Origin of the sequence: Pseudomonas chlororaphis (assembly GCA_001023535.1) — a bacterium.
Taxonomy (GTDB): Bacteria; Pseudomonadota; Gammaproteobacteria; order Pseudomonadales; family Pseudomonadaceae; genus Aquipseudomonas; species Aquipseudomonas chlororaphis_E.
This window is the reverse complement of record CP011020.1, coordinates 1,593,134-1,612,226: the sequence shown is the minus strand read 5'-3', so window position 1 is coordinate 1,612,226 and position 19,093 is coordinate 1,593,134. Positions and strand designations below refer to the sequence as shown.

Sequence of the window (19,093 nt, the reverse complement as noted above, 5' to 3'; positions counted from 1 at the left end):
GCGTCTGTGCATCCGTGGAACCCTGTTCTAAGCTCACAGTCGTATCGTCACTGGCACGTTCGTGCAATGCAAGGAGTCTGCATGGCTGGTCCTCGAATCAAACGGGTTGTTGGCTTGGCCTTGTGTGCGTTGTTGGCGGGATGCGGTGATGAAAAACCTGTTGAAAAAGCCTTGCCACGGGTCTTCGTGCAGCAGGTCGTGCCCAGCGAATATGCGGCCTCGGTGACGCTGACCGGTGATGTCCAGGCGCGGGTGCAGACCGACCTTTCGTTTCGCGTGGGCGGCAAGATCATCGAGCGCAAGGTGGATGTCGGCGACAGGGTTTCGGCACGACAAGTGCTCGCCCGCCTCGATCCGCGGGACTTGCAGACCAACGTCGACTCCGCCGAGGCCCAGGTGGCCGCCGAGCAGGCGCGGGTCAAGCAGAGTGCGGCAGCGTTCGTGCGCCAGCAGAAACTCTTGCCCAAGGGCTACACCAGCCAGAGCGAATACGACGCGGCCCAGGCGCAGTTGCGCAGCAGCCAGAGTGCCTTGACCGCGGCCCAGGCCCAGTTGGCCAATGCCCGCGAACAGTTGAGCTACACCGCGCTGGTCGCCGAGGCGCCGGGCATCATCACGGCGCGCCAGGCCGAGGTGGGGCAGGTGGTGCAGGCCACCGAGCCGATTTTCAGCCTGGCCCAGGACGGCGCGCGCGACGCGGTGTTCAACATCTACGAATCGCTGTTGCGTGAACCACCCTCGGATCCGGCGATTGTCATCAGCCTGCTGGACAACCCGGCCGTCCAGACCACGGGCAAGGTGCGTGAAATCACTCCGGCAGTGTCCGCCCAGACCGGCACGGTGCAGGTCAAGGTCACCCTCGATGACCTGCCCGAAGGCATGCGCCTGGGGTCGGTGGTCAGCGCCACGGCCAAATCCGCGGGCCAGACCGCCGTCGAGCTGCCCTGGTCGGCGTTGACCAAGAACCTCAGCGAGCCGGCCGTGTGGCTGGTGGACGGCGAGGGCAAGGCGCAACTGCATTCGGTCACCGTCGGTCGCTACCTGACCGGCAAGGTCATCATCAGCGACGGGCTCAAGGGCGGCGAGAACGTCGTCACTGCCGGCGGGCAGTTGCTGCACCCCGGCGTACGCGTCGAGATCGCTGAAAACACCGCCGCGAAACCCCCGACAGGAGCCCAGCCATGAAAGGTCCATGGACGTTCCTGATGGCGTTGCTGCTGGTCGCCTGTTCGAAGGAAGAAGCCCCGCCCGAGCCGGTACGCCCGGTGCTGTCCGTTGAAGTGCAGGCCCTGGACCAACAGGCTCTCGGACGCTTTGCCGGGAACATCCAGGCGCGCTACGAGACCAACGTGGGTTTCCGCGTGCCCGGGCGAATCGCCAGGCGCAATGTCGATGTCGGCGCCGAAGTGAAGAAGGGCGACCTGCTCGCCACCCTCGACCCCACCGACCAGCAGAACCAGTTGCTTGCCGCCCAGGGCGACTTGGCGCGGATCGAGGCGCAGTACATCAATGCCCAGGCCAATGCCCGCCGCCAGCAGCAATTGTTCGACCGTGGCGTCGGTGCCCAGGCGCAACTGGACATCGCCCAGACCGACCTGAAGACCACCGGGGCCTCGCTAGAACAGGCCAAGGCAGCGGTGCAACAGGCCCGTGATCAACTCAACTACAGCGAGCTGCACACCGATCACGATGCGGTGGTCACGGCCTGGAATGCCGAAGCCGGGCAGGTGGTCACCGCCGGCCAGCAAGTGGTGACCCTGGCTCGCCCGGACATCAAGGAAGCGGTGATCGACCTGCCGGCCGACTTGGTCGACCGGCTGCCCGCCGGCGTCGTATTCGAAGTTGCCGCGCAGCTGGATCCGGCCACCCGCACCACCGCCACCGTCCGCGAGATCGAACCCCAGGCCCAGAGTGCAACGCGCACGCGTCGCGCGCGACTGACGCTGGCCGAGACGCCGCCGGGCTTTCGCCTGGGCACGGCCATCAGCGTCACCCTGAGTTCGGCCATTGAACCGCGGATCGAGCTGCCCCTCAGTGCGCTGCAAGAGGTCGATGGCAAGGCCCGGATCTGGCTGATCGACCCGCAGAACCAAACGGTCTCGCCTCGCGACGTGCGGATCATCGAGCGTTCGGCGGACTCGGTGCTGGTCGCCAATGGCATCAAGCCGGGCGACCGCGTGGTCAGCGCCGGCGTGAACAGCCTCAAGCCGGGGCAGAAAGTGAAACTCGACGAGGACGCACGATGAAAGGGCCTTTCAACTTATCCGAATGGGCCCTGCGGCATCAGTCGTTCGTCTGGTACCTGATGTTCGTTGCGTTGCTGATGGGGGTGTTTTCCTACCTTAACCTGGGGCGCGAAGAAGACCCTTCGTTCACCATCAAGACCATGGTCATCCAGACCCGTTGGCCCGGTGCGACCCAGGAAGAAACCCTCAAGCAGGTCACCGACCGCATCGAGAAGAAACTCGAAGAGCTCGACTCCCTCGACTACGTCAAGAGCTACACCCGTCCGGGGGAGTCGACGGTGTTCGTGTACCTGCGCGATACCACCAGTGCCAAGGACATTCCCGAGATCTGGTACCAGGTGCGCAAGAAGATCAACGACATTCGTGGCGACTTCCCCGAAGGCCTGCAAGGCCCGGGGTTCAACGACGAGTTCGGTGACGTGTACGGTTCGGTGTATGCCTTCACCGGCGACGGCTTGTCGATGCGCCAGTTGCGCGACTACGTGGAGCAGGTCCGTGCCGAAATCCGCGACGTGCCAGGCCTGGGCAAGGTGGAGATGATCGGCGAACAGGACGAAGTGCTGTACCTGAACTTCTCCACGCGCAAACTCGCCGCACTGGGCATCGACCAGCGCCAGGTGGTGCAGAGCCTGCAATCGCAGAACGCGGTGACGCCCGCCGGGGTGATCGACGCCGGTCCCGAGCGGATTTCCGTGCGCACGTCGGGGCAGTTTCAGTCGGAAAAAGACCTGGCCAACGTCAATCTGCGGCTCAACGACCGGTTCTACCGCCTGACTGACATCGCCGACATCAGTCGCGGCTACGTCGACCCGGCCACGCCGATGTTCCGCTTCAACGGCACGCCAGCCATCGGCCTGGCCATCGCCATGAAGAAGGGCGGCAATATCCAGGCATTCGGCAAGGCCCTGCATGCGCGCATGAACGAACTGACGGCCGACCTGCCGGTCGGCGTCGGCGTGCACACCGTGTCGGACCAGGCCGAAGTGGTGGAGGAGGCCGTCGGCGGCTTCACCAGCGCGTTGTTCGAGGCGGTGATCATCGTGCTGGTGGTCAGTTTCATCAGCCTGGGCATACGCGCCGGGCTGGTGGTGGCCTGCTCGATCCCGCTGGTGCTGGCGATGGTCTTCCTCTTCATGGAGTACAGCGGCATTACCATGCAGCGGATCTCCCTCGGGGCGTTGATCATCGCCCTGGGGCTGCTGGTGGACGACGCCATGATCACCGTGGAGATGATGGTCACGCGTCTGGAGAAAGGCGACAGCAAGGACCAGGCCGCCACCTTCGCCTATACCTCCACTGCGTTCCCGATGCTCACCGGGACCCTGGTGACCGTGGCCGGTTTCGTGCCCATCGGCCTGAACGCCAGCTCCGCCGGCGAGTACACCTTCACCCTGTTCGCGGTCATCGCCGTGGCGATGCTGGTGTCCTGGATCGTCGCGGTACTGTTCGCCCCGGTGATCGGCGTGCACATCCTCAGCACCAACGTGAAGCCCCATAGCGCCGAACCGGGCCGGATCGGCCGGGCGTTCAACGGCGGCCTGTTGTGGGCGATGCGCAATCGCTGGTGGGCCATCGGCATTACGGTGCTGCTGTTCGTGCTGGCGGTGTTTTGCATGCGCTTCGTGCAGAACCAGTTCTTCCCGTCCTCGGACCGGCCGGAAATCCTGGTGGACCTGAACCTGCCGCAAAATGCCTCGATGGACGAGACGCGCCGGGCGGTCGATCGCCTGGAAGCGAGCCTCAAGGGCGACCCGGATATCGAGCGCTGGAGCACCTACATCGGCGAAGGCGCGATTCGCTTCTACCTGCCCCTGGACCAGCAGTTGCAGAACCCGTACTACGCGCAGCTGGTGATCGTCAGCAAGGGCCTGGAGTCGCGCACGGCCCTCACCGAGCGCCTGCAAAAGCGCTTGCGCGAGGACTTCGTCGGCATCGGCAGCTACGTGCAAGCCCTGGAAATGGGCCCGCCGGTGGGCCGGCCGATCCAGTACCGGGTCAGCGGCAAGGACATCGACCAGGTGCGCAAGCATGCCATCGAACTGGCCACCGAACTGGACAAGAACTCGCACATCGGAGAGATCATTTACGACTGGAACGAGCCGGGCAAGGTGCTGCGCATTGACATTGCCCAGGACAAGGCGCGGCAACTCGGCTTGTCCTCCGATGACGTCGCCCGGCTGATGAACAGCATCGTCAGTGGCTCGCCCGTGACCCAGGTCGACGACGATATCTACCTGATCGATGTGGTGGGGCGTGCCGTCGACGCCGAACGCGGTTCGCCGGAAACCTTGCAGAACCTGCAGATTGTCACCCCCGGCGGCGCCTCGATCCCGCTGTTGGCGTTCGCCACCGTGCGCTATGAGCTGGAGCAGCCACTGGTGTGGCGGCGCGACCGCAAGCCGACCATCACCATCAAGGCCGCGGTGCGCGACGAAATCCAGCCCACTGACCTGGTCAAGCAACTGCAACCGGACATCGACAAGTTCGCCGCCGGCTTGCCGGCGGGCTACAAGGTCGCCACGGGCGGTACGGTGGAGGAAAGTAGCAAGGCCCAGGGGCCGATTGCCAGTGTCGTGCCGCTGATGCTGTTCCTGATGGCGACTTTCCTGATGATCCAGCTGCACAGCGTGCAGAAGCTGTTCCTGGTGGCGAGCGTGGCGCCCCTGGGCCTGATCGGCGTGGTCCTGGCGCTGGTGCCGACGGGTACGCCCATGGGCTTCGTGGCGATCCTGGGGATCCTGGCGCTGATCGGCATCATCATCCGCAACTCGGTGATCCTGGTGACCCAGATCGATGAGTATGAGCGCGACGGCTACGAGCCCTGGGATGCGGTGGTGGAGGCCACCGAGCACCGGCGCCGGCCGATCCTGCTCACGGCCGCTGCCGCCAGCCTGGGGATGATCCCGATTGCCCGCGAAGTGTTCTGGGGGCCGATGGCTTACGCGATGATCGGCGGGATCATCATCGCCACGCTGCTAACGCTGTTGTTCCTGCCGGCGCTGTATGTGGCCTGGTACAAGATCCGCGAGCCCAAGCGCGATTGAAGGGGCTGTTCTCGGCCCCTGTGGCGAGGGAGGGCGGGTCTGATAAATGGGTACTGACTGTACCGACGCCTTCGCGGGTAAACCCGCTCCCACAAAGGCGGTGGTGTGAATACAGATTCTGCATCCGCCCGCGTCCCCTGTGGGAGCGGGTTTACCCGCGAAGGCGTCCACCCAGCCAACCGTGACCTTTACTTACGCAACAACCGCAACCCATTGAACACCACCAGCAAGCTCACCCCCATGTCGGCGAAAACCGCCATCCACATGGTGGCGAGGCCGGCGAAGGTCACGCCGAGGAAAATCGCCTTGATGACCAGCGCCAAGGCGATGTTCTGTTTCAGGATGCTGGAGGTTTGCCGCGACAGGCGGATGAAGGCCGGGATCTTGCGCAGGTCGTCGTCCATCAGGGCGACGTCGGCGGTTTCGATGGCCGTGTCGGTCCCGGCCGCTGCCATGGCGAAGCCGATTTCCGCGCGAGCCAGGGCCGGCGCGTCGTTGATGCCGTCACCCACCATGCCCACCCGGTGCCCCTTGGCGTACAGCGCTTCGATGGCTTGCAGCTTGTCGTTCGGCAACAGGTCGCCCCGGGCCTGGTCCATGCCCACCTGGGTCGCAATCGCTTCTGCGGTGTGAACGTTGTCGCCGGTGAGCATCAGGGTCTTGATGCCCAGCTCATGCAATTGCCGGATGGCTTCGCGGCTGGACTCCTTCACGGTGTCGGCCACGGCGAACAGCGCCAGGGGGCCCTTGGCATCGAGCAACAGCACCACCGACTTGCCTTGTTTTTCCAGGGCGAAGAGTTGCTCCTCCAGCGCCGGTGAGCACAGGCCCAGGTCTTCCACCAGGCGATGATTGCCCAGGTGGTAGGTCTGGCCGTTGATGTCGCCACGCACCCCTCGTCCCGCCAGGGCTTGGAAGTTATCCACAGGCTGCGCCGCCCGTTGCTTGTCCGTCGCCGCCTCGGCGATGGCGCGCGACACCGGGTGGTCGGAACGGGCGGCCAGGCTCGCGGCCAAGGCCGGGGCGGTGGTTTCCACGGTGGGGTCCAGCACCACGCAGTCGGTCTGCACCGGTTTGCCGTGGGTAATCGTGCCGGTCTTGTCCAAGGCCAGGTAGTCGAGTTTGTAGCCACCCTCCAGGTACACACCGCCCTTGACCAGGATACCTCGGCGCGCCGCTGCCGCCAGGCCGCTGACGATGGTCACCGGCGTGGAGATCACCAGCGCACAAGGGCAAGCTACCACCAGCAGCACCAGCGCCCGGTAGATCCAGTCGAACCACGCCGCGTCCATGAACAGCGGCGGGATGACGGCCACGGCGAGGGCCAGGGCGAATACCACCGGGGTGTAATAGGTTGAAAATTGATCGACGAAACGCTGAGTGGGTGCCCGCGAACCCTGGGCCTGTTCCACGGCGTGGATAATGCGCGCCAGGGTGGACTGGTCCGCCGCGGCGGTGACGGTGTACTCCAGCTCGCCGGCCTGGTTGATGGTGCCGGCAAACACCTTGTCGCCGACGGTTTTCTCCACCGGCAGGCTTTCGCCGGTGATCGGTGCCTGGTCGATGGTCGAGCGCCCGGCTACCACGTCTCCGTCCAGGGCGACGCGCTCGCCGGGGCGAACCCGGACCCGCGCGCCCAGGGCGATGGCCTTGACCTCCTGCACCTGCCAGCTACCGTCGGGCTGTTGCACGGTGGCCTGTTCCGGGGCCATCTGCATCAGGCCGCTGATGGCGTTGCGCGCCCGGTCCAGGGATTTGGCCTCGATCAGTTCGGCCACGGTGAACAGGAACATCACCATTGCCGCTTCCGGCCATTGGCCGATCAGCACGGCGCCGGTCACGGCGATGCTCATCAGCGCGTTGATGTTCAGGTTGCGGTTCTTCAGGGCGATCCAGCCTTTTTTGTAGGTGCCAAGGCCGCCGCTGAGGATCGACACCAGCGCCACCACGGCCACCACCCAGGTGGGTGCGGCATTGGTGAAATGGATCACCTCGGCGCCCAGGGCCGTGACGCCGGACAACGCCAGCGGCCACCAGGGCTTGGCGGGGGCGGGTTGTGGGTTGGCAGGTTTCTCCTGACCCGGTGTCAGCGGCTCGGCCTGCATGCCCAGGGACTGGATCGCGCGGATGATCGGTGCGTCGTCGGGCAAGTCATGGGTGACGCCCAGCACGCGGTTAATCAGGTTGAATTCCAGCTGCTGCACGCCTTCAAGCTTGCCGAGCTTGTTCTGGATCAGCGTCTGTTCGGTGGGGCAGTCCATCGCCTCGATGCGAAAGCTGCTCAGCCGTGCGCCGTCTGTCGGTGCGTGGCCGAGGTTGACCACCGACGGTGCCGCTTTCGAGGCGCAGCAGGAATGCCCGTGGTCATGGCCATGGTTGGGCTTGTGGATGTGAAGGGAATCGCTCATCGGGTGACGTCCATGAAAAGTGCCTGTTGCACAGTAAAGACCCTGTAGCCACTATAGGGTCAAGCACCTATTTGGGAGACACCGCCATGAAGATTGGCGAACTGGCGAAAATCACCGACTGCCAGGTCGAAACCATCCGCTACTACGAACGCGAAGGCCTGTTGCCGGAGCCGGCCCGCAGCGACGGCAACTACCGCGTCTATACCCAGGCCCATGCCGAGCGGCTGACGTTCATCCGCAACTGCCGCACCCTGGACATGACCCTGGAGGAAATCCGTAGCCTGCTGACCCTGCGCGACAGCCCCCAGGACCAATGCGAAAGCGTCAATGCCCTGATCGATGAGCACATCCACCACGTCAAGGCGCGCATCGATGGCCTGCTGGCCTTGCAGGCGCAACTGATCGACCTGCGCCATCGCTGTGGCGAAGGGCCGGACCTGGAGCAATGTGGGATTTTGCAGCGGCTGGAGGTCAGCGGAGCGGTGGTGCCGGAGACGGAGCCTTCGCATGTGGGGCGCAGTCATGGGCATTGAAGCCTGTCACCCGTCTCGAATACACAGAAAACATCTTGTGGGAGCGAGCTTGCTCGCGATAGCGGCCAATCAGTCAACATCGATGTTGAATGTAATGGCCTCATCGCGAGCAAGCTCGCTCCCACAGGGAGATGCGTGGGGAGTCAGACCGCCATCGGCGCGGTCATCGGCGCATGGTGCTGGTAGCCTTCGAGGCTGAAGTCGCCCGGCTCCACGAGCTCCAGCCACTCCGGCTGGTACACGCCGGTCTTGGCGAACTCCGGCACGCGCTCGGAAATCACCAGCCTCGGCATCGGGAACGGCTCGCGGGTGAGCTGTTCGTTGAGCATGTCCAGGTGGTTTTCGTAGACGTGCGCGTCGCCGATGAAATAGGTGAACCAACGCGGGGTATAGCCGGTCAGGCGGCCGATCAGGCTCAGCAGCGCGGCGCCCTCGGTGAGGTTGAACGGCGTGCCCAGCCCCAGGTCGTTGGAGCGGATGTAGAGGGTCAGGGAGATTTCCTTGGTCTCTACGTTCGGGTGGAACTGATAGAGCAGATGGCACGGCGGCAGGGCCATCTCATCGAGCTGGGCGCAGTTCCAGCCGTGGAACAGAATGCGCCGGCTGCCCGGGTCCTTGATGATGGTGTCGACGCACTGGCGGACCTGGTCGATGGCTTTGTACAGCACCACGTAGGCCTGGCCGTTCTCTTCGCCTTCGGCGATCTGCCGGTAGCCCTGGGCCAGGGTCTGCTCGATGGCCGCCCGGTTGGTCACCGGGATCTGCTTGTAGGCCGGCCACTTGCGCCATTGCACGCCATAGATCTCGCCCAGGTCGTCTTCGCCCTGGCGGAATGGGTTGGCCAGCCATTGGGCGTTTTCATTGGCGTTCTGGTCCCAGACCTTGCAGCCCAACGCCCGGAATTCGGCAGCATTGTTGACGCCGCGCAGGAACCCGCACATCTCGCCGATGGCCGACTTGAACGCCATCTTGCGAGTGGTGATGGCCGGGAAACCGTCCTTGAGGTCATAGCGCAGCATCGCACCGGGGAAACTGATGGTGTTCACGCCCGTGCGGTTGGCTTGCTTGGTGCCGTTCTTGATGACGTGGGCCACCAGATCGAGATATTGCTTCATGGGTTACCTGTGTCCTTGAACCCGAGGCCGGGCCCCGGGGTTCGAATTTTTTAAGCCTTGGCCGCCGCAGCCGGCGCACGATGATAAGCCAGCCAGATCAGCACCAGGCCACCGACGATCATCGGCAGGCACAGCACCTGGCCCATGGTCAGCCAGTTCCACGCCAGGTAGCCGAGCTGGGCGTCCGGTACACGGACGAACTCGACGATGAAGCGGAAGATCCCGTAGAACAGCGCGAACATGCCCGACACGGCCATGGTCGGCCGCGGCTTGCGCGAGAACAGCCAGAGAATCAGGAACAGCGCCACGCCTTCGAGGGCGAACTGGTACAACTGCGACGGGTGGCGCGGCAACTGCGCCGGGTCGCTGAACGGCGGGAAGACCATCGCCCACGGCACGTCGGTCGGCTTGCCCCACAATTCGGCGTTGATGAAGTTGCCGATGCGCCCGGCGCCCAGGCCGATCGGCACCATCGGCGCGACGAAGTCCATCAGCTCGAAAAACGACTTGTTGTTGCGCTTGCCGAACCACACCGCCGCGAGCATCACGCCGATGAAGCCACCGTGGAACGACATGCCGCCCTTCCAGACCTCGAAGATCAGCGTCGGGTTGGCCAGGTAGGCGCTCAGGTCGTAGAACAGCACGTAGCCCAGGCGCCCGCCGACAATCACCCCCATGGACAGCCAGAACACCAGGTCGGAGAGTTTTTCCTTGTTCCAGGTCGGGTCGAAGCGGTTGAGCCGGCGCGACGCCAACAGCCAGGCGCCGCCGATGCCGACCAGGTACATCAGGCCGTACCAGTGGATTTTCAGCGGGCCGATGGCCAGGGCCACCGGATCGATCTGCGGGTAAGGCAGCATTGATATTCCTCGTAAACGTCAAAAATACCCGGGCGACGCTGCCACCTCGGGATTAAGCCAGGATTGCGTCAGAGCAGGAAACTTGCGCCCACGCAGAACAGCAAAGCGGCGAACAGCCGTTTGAGCAAGCGCGGCGACAGGCGATGGGCCAGTCGCGCGCCGAAGCGGGCGAAGACCATGCTGGTCAGGGCGATGCCCAACAACGCCGGCAAATACACAAAACCGAGACTATGGGCTGGGAGCAGCGGATCGTGCCAGCCCAAAATCATGAAACTTAAAGCACTGGCCAGGGCAATCGGCAGGCCACAGGCCGATGACGTCGCCACCGCCTGCTGCATCGGCACGCTGCGCCAGGTCAGGAACGGTACGGTCAGCGAACCGCCGCCGATGCCGAAAATCGCCGACGCCCAGCCGATCACCGTGCCGGCCAGGGTCAGGCCGGCCTTGCCCGGCACCGTGCGGCTGGCCTTGGGCTTGAAGTCCAGGGCCAGTTGCAGCGCGACGACCATGGCGAACACGCCGATGATCTTTTGCAGGTTCGGGCCGGAAATCGCCTCGGCGGTGACCGCTCCGACGCCAGCCCCGACCAGGATCCCGACGGTCATCCAGGCGAAGATCGGCCAGCGCACCGCGCCCTTGCGCTGGTGCTCGCGCACGGCATTGACCGAGGTGAAGATGATCGACGCCAGGGAGGTGCCCACGGCCAGGTGGGTCAGGACCTGCGGGTCGAAACCCTGCAAGGTGAAACTGAACACCAGGACGGGAACGATGATCATCCCGCCGCCCACGCCGAACAGCCCGGCCAGCACACCGGCGCAGGCGCCGAGCAGCAGATAGAGCACAAATTCCACCAGCGTCTCCCCAGCCATCCCCGAAACAAGAGCGGCATGGTAACGGATCCATGGCCCCGGGCTCCACTGAAGGCGATGGATGCGAGGGCGATGTGTGGGTAGAGTGGGTTCGAACACCGATCGCTTTTGTGGCGAGGGAGCTTGCTCCCGTTGGGCTACGCAGTAGCCCAAAAATCGCCGGGGAGTGCTGCGCCCTCCAGCGGGAGCAAGCTCCCTCGCCACGGGTCTTCGCTAAATCCGTCTAACTGGCTGGGGACTACCTGATGTGCCTGATCGTATTTGCCTGGCGACCTGGCCACGCTTGGCCGTTGATCGTGGCGGCCAACCGCGATGAATTCTACGCCCGGCCGACCTTGCCCCTGGCTCAGTGGCCGGATGCACCCCATGTCCATGCCGGTCGTGATCTGGAGGCCGGTGGCACCTGGCTGGGCATCGGCGCCGACGGTCGCTTCGCCGCCCTGACCAACATCCGCGACCCGGGCCAGGGCCCGGCCTTCAAGTCGCGGGGAGAGCTGGTGGCGCGCTTTTTGGGCGGGAGCCTGTCGATTGCCGATTATTTCAGCGAAGTCGTGCCCCGTGCCGGCGAGTATGGCGGGTTCAACCTGTTGCTTGGCGACGGCGCTGAGCTCTGGCACTTCAACGCTCGCGACGCCCGTCCGCAATGCCTGGCGGAGGGCCTTTACGGGGTGTCGAACGCCGGGCTGAACACGCCCTGGCCCAAGCTTCTCAAGGCCCGGGCCGCGCTCGCCGAGGTGCTGGATGACCCGCATCCCCAGGCCTTGCTGGCACTGCTCAACGACCCGGAGCCGGCCCCGGTGGCCGATTTGCCGGACACCGGCGTGGGCCTGGCGACCGAGCGGCTGTTGTCGAGTGTCTTCATTGCCAGCCCCGCCTACGGGACGCGAGCGAGCACGGCGTTGATCGTCCATGCCGATGGGACACGGCACCTGGTCGAACGCAGCTTCGGGCCCCATGGGGGGCATTTGGGGGAGGTGGAGGTGGAGGTGCGAGCCTGAAGGGGTAGCGTCAACCCGTGGCGAGGGAGCTTGCTCCCGCTGGAGTGCAAGGCACTCCCGATTGCGGGGATATCGATAAGAACAGTGTCAGGGGGAGCTTGCGACTGCTTCGCAGCCGAGCGGGAGCAAGCTCCCTCGCCACAGATGCGGCGACTAGGCTCTGCCCGAAAAGCCTTGATACTCGGTGATGCTGCGTTAAAAACCGCCTCACTTCGTCTCAAGACTTTCAAACAGAACCTAGAGCGTCTTGTTCGAAGCCGGATTGATCATCCGCGCCAACCCGAGGTTCTTCAGCGCCAGTTGCAGGGAGCTGTGGATCACTTGCGGGTTGTCGATGGTCATGACTTCCGCCAGCAGTTCCTGGGCCTTGCTGAGGTTGATCTGGCGCAGCATCCACTTCACTTTCGGCAAGTTGGTGGCGTTCATCGACAGGCTGTCAAAACCCATCGCCATCAACAGGACGGCGGCTGCCGGGTCGCCGGCCATTTCGCCGCAGATGCTCACCGGCTTGCCTTCGGCATGGGCGTCGCGCACCACGGTCTGCAACGCTTGCAGCACGGCGGGGTGCAGATAGTCGTACAGGTCGGCCACCCGTGGGTTGTTGCGGTCCACGGCCAGCAGGTATTGCGTCAGGTCGTTGGAGCCCACCGACAGGAAGTCCACCTGGCGCGCCAGTTCCTTGGTCTGGTACACCGCTGCCGGGATCTCGATCATCACGCCCACCGGCGGCATCGGTACGTCGGTGCCTTCGTCGCGTACTTCGCCCCAGGCCCGGTGAATCAGGTGCAGGGCTTCTTCCAGCTCGTGGGTGCCGGAGATCATCGGCAACAGGATGCGCAGGTTGTTCAGGCCTTCGCTGGCCTTGAGCATGGCGCGTGCCTGGACCAGGAAGATTTCCGGGTGGTCGAGGGTCACGCGGATGCCGCGCCAGCCGAGGAACGGGTTGTCTTCCTTGATCGGGAAGTAAGACAGGGATTTGTCGCCGCCAATGTCCAGGCTGCGCATGGTCACCGGCTGCGGATGGAAGGCGGCCAGTTGTTCACGGTAGATCGCCAGCTGTTCCTTCTCGCTGGGGAAGCGCTGGTTGATCATGAATGGCACTTCGGTGCGGTACAGGCCTACGCCCTCGGCGCCGCGCTTCTGCGCCCGGGCCACGTCGGCCAGCAGGCCGGTGTTGACCCACAGCGGCATGCGATGGCCGTCCAGCGTCACGCAAGGCAGGTCCCGCAGCGCATCCAGGCCCAGGGCCAGTTGTTTTTCTTCTTCCACCACATCGGCGAACTGCTTGCGCAGCACGTCGCTGGGGTTGGTGTAGACCTCGCCGTGGTAGCCGTCGACGATCATCTGGATGCCGTCGACCTTGGAGTACGGCAGGTCCACCAGGCCCATCACCGTCGGGATGCCCATGGCCCGGGCCAGGATCGCCACGTGGGAGTTGCCCGAACCCAGCACCGACACCAGCCCCGCCAGCTTGCCTTCGGGCACTTCGCCGAGCATGGCCGGGGTCAGCTCCTCGCTGACCAGGATGGTGTTGTCGGGGTAGACCAGGGTCTGCTGGCGTTCCTGCTGCAGGTAGGCCAGCAGCCGGCGGCCGAGGTCCTTGACGTCGGAGGCGCGCTCGCGCAGGTAGGCGTCGTCCATCAGTTCGAAACGGTTGACGTGGTCGGTCACCACCTGGCGCAACGCGCCCTGGGCCCACTGGCCAGTCTTGATGACCGTGGTCACTTCGCTGCCCAGGGAGGCGTCGTCGAGCATCATCAGGTAGACGTCGAACAGCGCGCGCTCTTCGGGGCGCAGTTGCGTCGCCAGTTTGGCCGAGAGGGCGCGCATGTCGGCGCGCACGCCTTCGATGGCGGTCTTGAACAGCCCCAGCTCGGCGTCGATGTCGGTGATGGTCTTGTCCGGCACCACGTCGAGGTCGGCCGGCGGCAGCATGACCACCGCGGTACCCACGGCCGCTCCCGGTGAACCCGGCACGCCGACGAACTTGGCTTCCTGGATGCCCTTGCCCTGGCGACCCAGGCCGCTGATCGAGCCGGTGGCCTCGGCGTGGGCGATGACCCCGGCCAGTTGCGCGCTCATCGTCACGAGGAAGGCTTCTTCACCTTCGTCGAACTGGCGGCGCTCCTTTTGCTGGATGACCAGCACGCCGACGACGCGGCGGTGGTGAATGATCGGTGCGCCGAGGAACGAGGCGTAACGCTCTTCGCCGGTTTCGGCGAAGTAGCGGTAGCGCGGGTGGTCCGCGGCGTTCTCGAGGTTCAGGGGTTCTTCGCGCGTGCCGACCAGGCCGACCAGACCTTCATTGGGCGCCATGCTGACCTTGCCGATCGAGCGCTTGTTCAAGCCCTCGGTGGCCATCAGCACGAAACGGTTGGTCTCGGGGTCCAGCAGGTAGACCGAGCAGACCTGGCTGCCCATGGCCTCTTTGACGCGCAATACAATAATCCCCAACGCCGCCTTGAGATCCTTGGCGGAGTTAACTTCCTGGACGATCTTGCGCAGCGTATTGAGCATGGCTCGGGGTCGAACTCCGTCGTCAGTCGCGCGTCAGCAGGCGCGGGGCAAGCTCTTTGAGAGCGCGTCGATACACCTCGCGCTTGAATGTCACCACCTGGCCCAACGGATACCAATAGCTGACCCAGCGCCAGCCATCGAACTCCGGTTTACCGGTCAAATCCATCCGCACCCGCTGCTCGTTGGAGATCAGGCGCAGGAGAAACCATTTCTGTTTCTGGCCGATGCACAGCGGTTGGCTGTGCGTGCGGACCAGGCGTTGCGGCAAACGATAGCGCAACCAGCCGCGGGTGCAGGCGAGTATTTCGACATCTTCTCGCTCAAGCCCCACTTCTTCGTTCAACTCGCGGTACAAGGCCTCTTCCGGCGTCTCCTGGGGGTTGATCCCGCCCTGGGGAAACTGCCAGGCGTCTTGATTGATACGGCGAGCCCATAGCACCTGCCCTGCATCATTCGTCAGAATGATCCCCACATTGGGGCGGAAACCATCGGGGTCGATCACGGCAACAACCTCGCAAACGCATGTCGCCGCATTGTTCCACAAAGGTTGTGAAAGCAGCAACGCGCCGGCCTACCTTATGTGCACTCTTGTGAAAAGTCCGTATTCTGGACGCCTTTCTTCAGATTTTTCAGCGAGTAACTGCAATGCGGCTGGCTTTATTCGACTTGGACAACACCTTGCTGGGCGGCGACAGCGACCACGCGTGGGGCGATTACCTGTGTGAGCGCGGCTTTCTCGACGCCGTCTCCTACAAGGCGCGCAACGACGCGTTCTACCAGGATTACCTGGCCGGCAAGCTGGACAACGCCGAGTACCTGAATTTTTGCCTGGAAATCCTCGGCCGTACCGAGATGGACGTGCTGGCCCAGTGGCATCTGGACTACATGCGCGATTGCATCGAGCCGATCGTGTTGCCCCAGGCCCTCGACCTGTTGAAAAAACACCGCGATGCCGGCGACAAGCTGGTGATCATCACCGCCACCAACCGTTTCGTCACCGCCCCGATTGCCGAGCGCCTGGGGGTCGAGACCCTGATCGCCACCGAATGCGAGATGGTCGACGGGCGCTACAGCGGCCGCAGCACCGACATCCCGTGCTTTCGCGAAGGCAAGGTGACCCGGCTGAACCGCTGGCTGGAAGAAACCGGGCATTCGCTTGAGGACAGCTATTTCTACAGCGACTCGATGAATGACTTGCCGTTGCTGGAGGCGGTGACGCACCCGGTGGCCGTGGACCCGGACCCGAACTTGCGGGCCGAGGCGCAGAAGCGGGGCTGGCCGGTAATCAGCCTGCGCGGCTGAAACCGCTATCGCGAGCAAGCTCGCTCCCACAGAGGTTGTGTGATCGACGCAACCCCCTGTGGGAGCGAGCTTGCTCGCGATGAAGCCAATCCGGTCCCAGATATTAAACCGGCTTGGCCCCCATCAACCCCGCAATGGCGATAAAGCAGACAACACTGAACAGCGCCAAGGCAAAGGTAAACTTCCCGCTACCTCCCGGCGCCTTGCGCATTTTGTTCAGCCGCACCACCAACCAGAACCCCGCCAGCGCCGCCAGGGTGTAGAGCACGCTGGAAGCCAGCAGCCAGGTCTGCCCCAGTGGCCAGCCGACCTGATGCACCATCCACCAGCCGGTAAACGGCAGGCTCGCCAGGGACAGGCCCATCACCAGCCAGACAAACAGTCGAGGGCGTTGCAGCGTGCGCGCCGCAGCCGTGGCATCGCCGTTACGGCGTGTCCGCCAGACCCAGATAGCCAGGCCCAGGACGCCTGCCAGCAGCAGTACCGTGGCAATGACGTGAGCGACTTTCAGGATGGTCAAGGTTTCCATGGTTCGATTTCCTTATGACTTGTCCAGCACAGCTTAGACCCCTCTGTGGCGAGGGAGCTTGCTCCCGCTGGGTCGCGAAGCGGCCCCAAAAAAGCAGTGAGCGCTTCGCACTCAAGCGGGAGCAAGCTCCCTCGCCACAGGTCCACCCAGTCCCCAGTCCAAACCGCGGGATTCACCCCAGAAACAGTTGATACGCCGGGTTATCGCTTTCATCCCAGTACGGGTAACCGATTTCCTCCAGCGCCGCCGGCACCAGATGGCGTTCATCGTGTGGCACCTGTAGCCCCGCGACCACCCGGCCGTCCGCCGCGCCGTGGTTGCGGTAGTGGAACATCGAGATATTCCAGCGCCCGCCCAGCTTGTTGAGGAAGTTGAACAGCGCGCCCGGGCGCTCCGGGAACTCGAAGCGCAGCACCACTTCGTCGATGACATGGGCCGCGTGGCCACCCACCATGTGGCGGATGTGCAACTTGGCCAGTTCGTTGTCGGTCAGGTCCAGCACCGGGAAGCCTTGCGCGGTCAGGCTGGCGATCAGCGCCGTGCGCGGGTCGTTCTCCGGGTGGGTCTGCACGCCAACGAAGATGTGGGCTTCGCTGCCGGTGTTGTAGCGGTAGTTGAATTCGGTGATCTGGCGCTTGCCGATGGCTTCGCAGAAGGCCTTGAAGCTGCCCGGTTTCTCGGGGATGGTCACCGCGATGATCGCTTCGCGACCTTCGCCCAGTTCGGCGCGCTCGGCCACGTGGCGCAAGCGGTCGAAGTTGACGTTGGCGCCGGAGTCGATGGCTACGAGGGTCTGGCCGCTGGTGGCGCGCGTTTCGACGTACTTCTTGATCCCGGCCACGCCCAAGGCGCCGGCAGGTTCGGTGATCGAGCGGGTATCGTCGTAGATATCCTTGATCGCGGCGCAGATCTCGTCGGTGCTGACGGTGATCACCTCATCCACGTAGTGCTTGCAGATATCGAAGGTGTGCTGGCCGATCTGCGCCACGGCGACGCCGTCGGCAAACAGCCCCACCGTTGGCAGCACCACGCGCTCGCCCGCCGCCAGGGCCGCTTGCAGGCAATTGGAGTCGTCCGGCTCGACGCCGATGACCTTGATGTCCGGGCGCAGGTATTTCACGTAGGCGGCGATCCCGGCGATCAGCCCGCCACCGCCCACCGGGACAAATATCGCATCCAGGCGCCCCGGGTGCTGGCGCAGGATTTCCATCGCCACCGTGCCCTGCCCGGCAATGGTATGGGGATCGTCATACGGGTGGATGTAGACGTAGCCCTTTTCGTCGACCAGTTTCAGCGAGTAGGCCAGGGCTTCAGGGAACGAGTCGCCGTGCAGCACCACCTTGCCGCCACGCGAGCGCACGCCCTCGACCTTGATTTCCGGGGTGGTCTTGGGCATCACGATGGTGGCCTTCACGCCCAGCACCTTGGCCGCCAGGGCGAGGCCCTGGGCGTGGTTGCCTGCCGACGCCGTGACCACGCCGCGGGCGCGTTCTTCGTCGCTGAGTTGGGTCAGCTTGTTGTAGGCCCCGCGAATCTTGAACGAGAACACCGGCTGCAAGTCTTCGCGCTTGAGCCAGATGTCGTTGCCCAGCCGTTCGGACAGCTGGCGAGCGGTCTGCAGTGGGGTTTCTACGGCAACGTCGTAAACGCGCGAGGTGAGGATCTTTTTGACGTACTGTTCAAGCATCGGAAAGCATCACTGGGCGGGTTGGGCAGGGCCAAGGAGTCTAACCCGGCTTTTGGCCGGGCGACCATACGAATTAAAGGGTTTCAAGGTACAAGGCCCCCTGTGGCGAGGGCGCTTGCTGTGGCGAGGGAGCTTGCTCCCGCTGGACTGCGAAGCAGGCCCAAGATTCTGCGACGGCTGCGCCATCGAGCGGGAGCAAGCTCCCTCGCCACGGTTTCTACGCCTATAATGCCGGCCTTTCGTTCACTCTCGGCACCTTCGGAGCCCGCATGACCCAGGATCAACTCAAACAGGCCGTGGCCCAGGCCGCCGTCGACCTCATCCTTGCGAAACTGGATGACAAGAGCATCGTCGGGGTCGGCACCGGCTCCACGGCCAATTGCTTCATCGACGCGTTGGCAAAACACAAGGGCGCCTTCGACGGCGCGGTTGCCAGTTCCGAAGCCACCGCTGCGCGGCTCAAGGGGCATGGGATTCCGGTCTACGAGCTCAACACCGTGAGCGACCTGGAGTTCTACATCGACGGCGCCGACGAAAGTGATGCGCACCTGAACCTGATCAAGGGCGGCGGCGCGGCCCTGACGCGCGAGAAAATCGTCGCCGCCGTGGCCAAGACATTCATCTGCATCGCCGATGCCAGCAAACTGGTGCCGGTGCTCGGCGCTTTCCCGCTGCCGGTGGAAGTCATCCCGATGGCTCGCAGCCACGTCGCCCGCCAGTTGGTCAAGCTGGGCGGCGACCCGGTGTACCGCGAAGGCGTGCTGACCGACAACGGCAACATCATCCTGGACGTGCACAACCTGCAGATCACCCACCCGGTAGAGCTGGAACGCCAGATCAACGCCATCGTCGGCGTGGTCACCAATGGCCTGTTCGCGGCGCGTCCGGCGGACGTGCTGTTGCTCGGGACGGCTGAAGGGGTGAAGACCCTCAAGGCTTGATCCGATGTGGTGACTGGCACTCTTGCGGCGAGGGGATTTATCCC

Annotated in this window: 15 protein-coding genes; 7 read left to right on the top strand and 8 right to left on the bottom strand. The window is 64.2% G+C overall.

Going from position 1 to position 19,093, the window contains the following annotated elements:
• The first annotated feature begins 81 nt into the window (after positions 1-81).
• From VM99_06955 to VM99_06945, 3 genes are read left to right on the top strand one after another with little or no spacing between them, the layout of a single operon-like run.
• Positions 82-1,185 carry an RND transporter gene (locus VM99_06955; protein AKJ97812.1) on the top strand — a complete coding sequence of 368 codons (1,104 nt, stop codon included), beginning with the start codon at positions 82-84 and terminating at the stop codon, positions 1,183-1,185.
• Entirely contained in the window at positions 1,182-2,246 is a 1,065-nt protein-coding gene (locus tag VM99_06950; protein AKJ97811.1) for an RND transporter, read from the top strand. Before VM99_06955 ends, VM99_06950 begins: the two co-directional genes overlap by 4 nt.
• A complete protein-coding gene (locus VM99_06945) occupies positions 2,243-5,290 on the top strand; it encodes an ACR family transporter (GenBank protein AKJ97810.1) in 3,048 nt (1,015 codons plus the stop codon). Before VM99_06950 ends, VM99_06945 begins: the two co-directional genes overlap by 4 nt.
• A 188-nt stretch (positions 5,291-5,478) precedes the next feature.
• Here the strand turns inward: VM99_06945 and VM99_06940 are convergent, their stop codons facing one another.
• A complete protein-coding gene (locus VM99_06940) occupies positions 5,479-7,698 on the bottom strand; it encodes an ATPase P (protein AKJ97809.1) in 2,220 nt (739 codons plus the stop codon).
• An 86-nt stretch (positions 7,699-7,784) separates the two neighbouring features.
• Here VM99_06940 and VM99_06935 point away from each other — a divergent pair, with 86 nt between their 5' ends.
• Positions 7,785-8,231 (top strand): Cd(II)/Pb(II)-responsive transcriptional regulator, encoded by a 447-nt coding sequence (locus tag VM99_06935; protein AKJ97808.1) that lies wholly within the window; start codon positions 7,785-7,787, stop codon positions 8,229-8,231.
• A gap of 143 nt (positions 8,232-8,374) precedes the next feature.
• On the opposite strand, the gene thyA is transcribed toward VM99_06935, so the two are convergent.
• The 3 genes from thyA to VM99_06920 form a co-directional block, all read right to left on the bottom strand.
• A complete protein-coding gene (thyA, locus tag VM99_06930; GenBank protein AKJ97807.1) occupies positions 8,375-9,346 on the bottom strand; it encodes a thymidylate synthase in 972 nt (323 codons plus the stop codon).
• 50 nt (positions 9,347-9,396) lie between these two features.
• Complete coding sequence (locus VM99_06925) at positions 9,397-10,206, bottom strand: prolipoprotein diacylglyceryl transferase (GenBank protein ID AKJ97806.1); 810 nt, start codon at positions 10,204-10,206, stop codon at positions 9,397-9,399.
• Positions 10,207-10,274: 68 nt separating this feature from the next.
• On the bottom strand, positions 10,275-11,057 hold the full coding sequence (locus tag VM99_06920; protein ID AKK01708.1) for a membrane protein: 783 nt from the start codon (positions 11,055-11,057) through the stop codon (positions 10,275-10,277).
• A 263-nt stretch (positions 11,058-11,320) separates the two neighbouring features.
• Here VM99_06920 and VM99_06915 point away from each other — a divergent pair, with 263 nt between their 5' ends.
• Positions 11,321-12,073: a signal peptide protein gene (locus tag VM99_06915; GenBank protein AKJ97805.1), complete on the top strand. Its 753-nt coding sequence runs from the start codon at positions 11,321-11,323 to the stop codon at positions 12,071-12,073.
• Positions 12,074-12,310: 237 nt separating this feature from the next.
• Here VM99_06915 and VM99_06910 read toward each other — a convergent pair whose 3' ends face one another.
• Positions 12,311-14,590 (bottom strand): phosphoenolpyruvate-protein phosphotransferase, encoded by a 2,280-nt coding sequence (locus tag VM99_06910; GenBank protein ID AKJ97804.1) that lies wholly within the window; start codon positions 14,588-14,590, stop codon positions 12,311-12,313.
• 22 nt (positions 14,591-14,612) lie between these two features.
• The gene (locus VM99_06905) at positions 14,613-15,092 is read right to left on the bottom strand and encodes an RNA pyrophosphohydrolase (protein ID AKJ97803.1); all 480 of its coding nucleotides are present in this window, start codon (positions 15,090-15,092) and stop codon (positions 14,613-14,615) included.
• Between the two features lie 143 nt (positions 15,093-15,235).
• On the opposite strand from VM99_06905, the gene VM99_06900 reads away from it, so the two are divergent.
• The gene (locus tag VM99_06900; protein AKJ97802.1) at positions 15,236-15,892 is read left to right on the top strand and encodes a phosphoserine phosphatase; all 657 of its coding nucleotides are present in this window, start codon (positions 15,236-15,238) and stop codon (positions 15,890-15,892) included.
• A gap of 103 nt (positions 15,893-15,995) precedes the next feature.
• Here the strand turns inward: VM99_06900 and VM99_06895 are convergent, their stop codons facing one another.
• Both VM99_06895 and VM99_06890 read right to left on the bottom strand, forming a co-directional pair.
• The gene (locus tag VM99_06895) at positions 15,996-16,421 is read right to left on the bottom strand and encodes a membrane protein (protein AKJ97801.1); all 426 of its coding nucleotides are present in this window, start codon (positions 16,419-16,421) and stop codon (positions 15,996-15,998) included.
• 172 nt (positions 16,422-16,593) lie between these two features.
• Positions 16,594-18,108, bottom strand: coding sequence for a threonine dehydratase (locus tag VM99_06890; protein ID AKJ97800.1), 1,515 nt, complete (start codon positions 18,106-18,108; stop codon positions 16,594-16,596).
• A 269-nt stretch (positions 18,109-18,377) separates the two neighbouring features.
• Between VM99_06890 and VM99_06885 the strand changes: the two genes are divergently transcribed.
• Positions 18,378-19,049 carry a ribose 5-phosphate isomerase gene (locus VM99_06885; GenBank protein ID AKJ97799.1) on the top strand — a complete coding sequence of 224 codons (672 nt, stop codon included), beginning with the start codon at positions 18,378-18,380 and terminating at the stop codon, positions 19,047-19,049.
• Positions 19,050-19,093 lie beyond the last annotated feature (44 nt).

Excerpts from the sequence above, each read along its gene's own strand:
- VM99_06950 (AKJ97811.1), top strand. The coding sequence starts at position 1,182 with ATGAAAGGTCCATGGACGTTCCTGATGGCGTTGCTGCTGGTCGCCTGT.
- VM99_06945 (AKJ97810.1), top strand. The coding sequence starts at position 2,243 with ATGAAAGGGCCTTTCAACTTATCCGAATGGGCCCTGCGGCATCAGTCG.
- VM99_06885 (AKJ97799.1), top strand. The coding sequence starts at position 18,378 with ATGACCCAGGATCAACTCAAACAGGCCGTGGCCCAGGCCGCCGTCGAC.
- VM99_06895 (AKJ97801.1), bottom strand. The coding sequence starts at position 16,421 with ATGGAAACCTTGACCATCCTGAAAGTCGCTCACGTCATTGCCACGGTA.
- thyA (AKJ97807.1), bottom strand. The coding sequence starts at position 9,346 with ATGAAGCAATATCTCGATCTGGTGGCCCACGTCATCAAGAACGGCACC.
- VM99_06925 (AKJ97806.1), bottom strand. The coding sequence starts at position 10,206 with ATGCTGCCTTACCCGCAGATCGATCCGGTGGCCCTGGCCATCGGCCCG.
- VM99_06890 (AKJ97800.1), bottom strand. The coding sequence starts at position 18,108 with ATGCTTGAACAGTACGTCAAAAAGATCCTCACCTCGCGCGTTTACGAC.
- VM99_06915 (AKJ97805.1), top strand. The coding sequence starts at position 11,321 with ATGTGCCTGATCGTATTTGCCTGGCGACCTGGCCACGCTTGGCCGTTG.
- VM99_06900 (AKJ97802.1), top strand. The coding sequence starts at position 15,236 with ATGCGGCTGGCTTTATTCGACTTGGACAACACCTTGCTGGGCGGCGAC.
- VM99_06940 (AKJ97809.1), bottom strand. The coding sequence starts at position 7,698 with ATGAGCGATTCCCTTCACATCCACAAGCCCAACCATGGCCATGACCAC.
- VM99_06935 (AKJ97808.1), top strand. The coding sequence starts at position 7,785 with ATGAAGATTGGCGAACTGGCGAAAATCACCGACTGCCAGGTCGAAACC.
- VM99_06955 (AKJ97812.1), top strand. The coding sequence starts at position 82 with ATGGCTGGTCCTCGAATCAAACGGGTTGTTGGCTTGGCCTTGTGTGCG.
- VM99_06910 (AKJ97804.1), bottom strand. The coding sequence starts at position 14,590 with ATGCTCAATACGCTGCGCAAGATCGTCCAGGAAGTTAACTCCGCCAAG.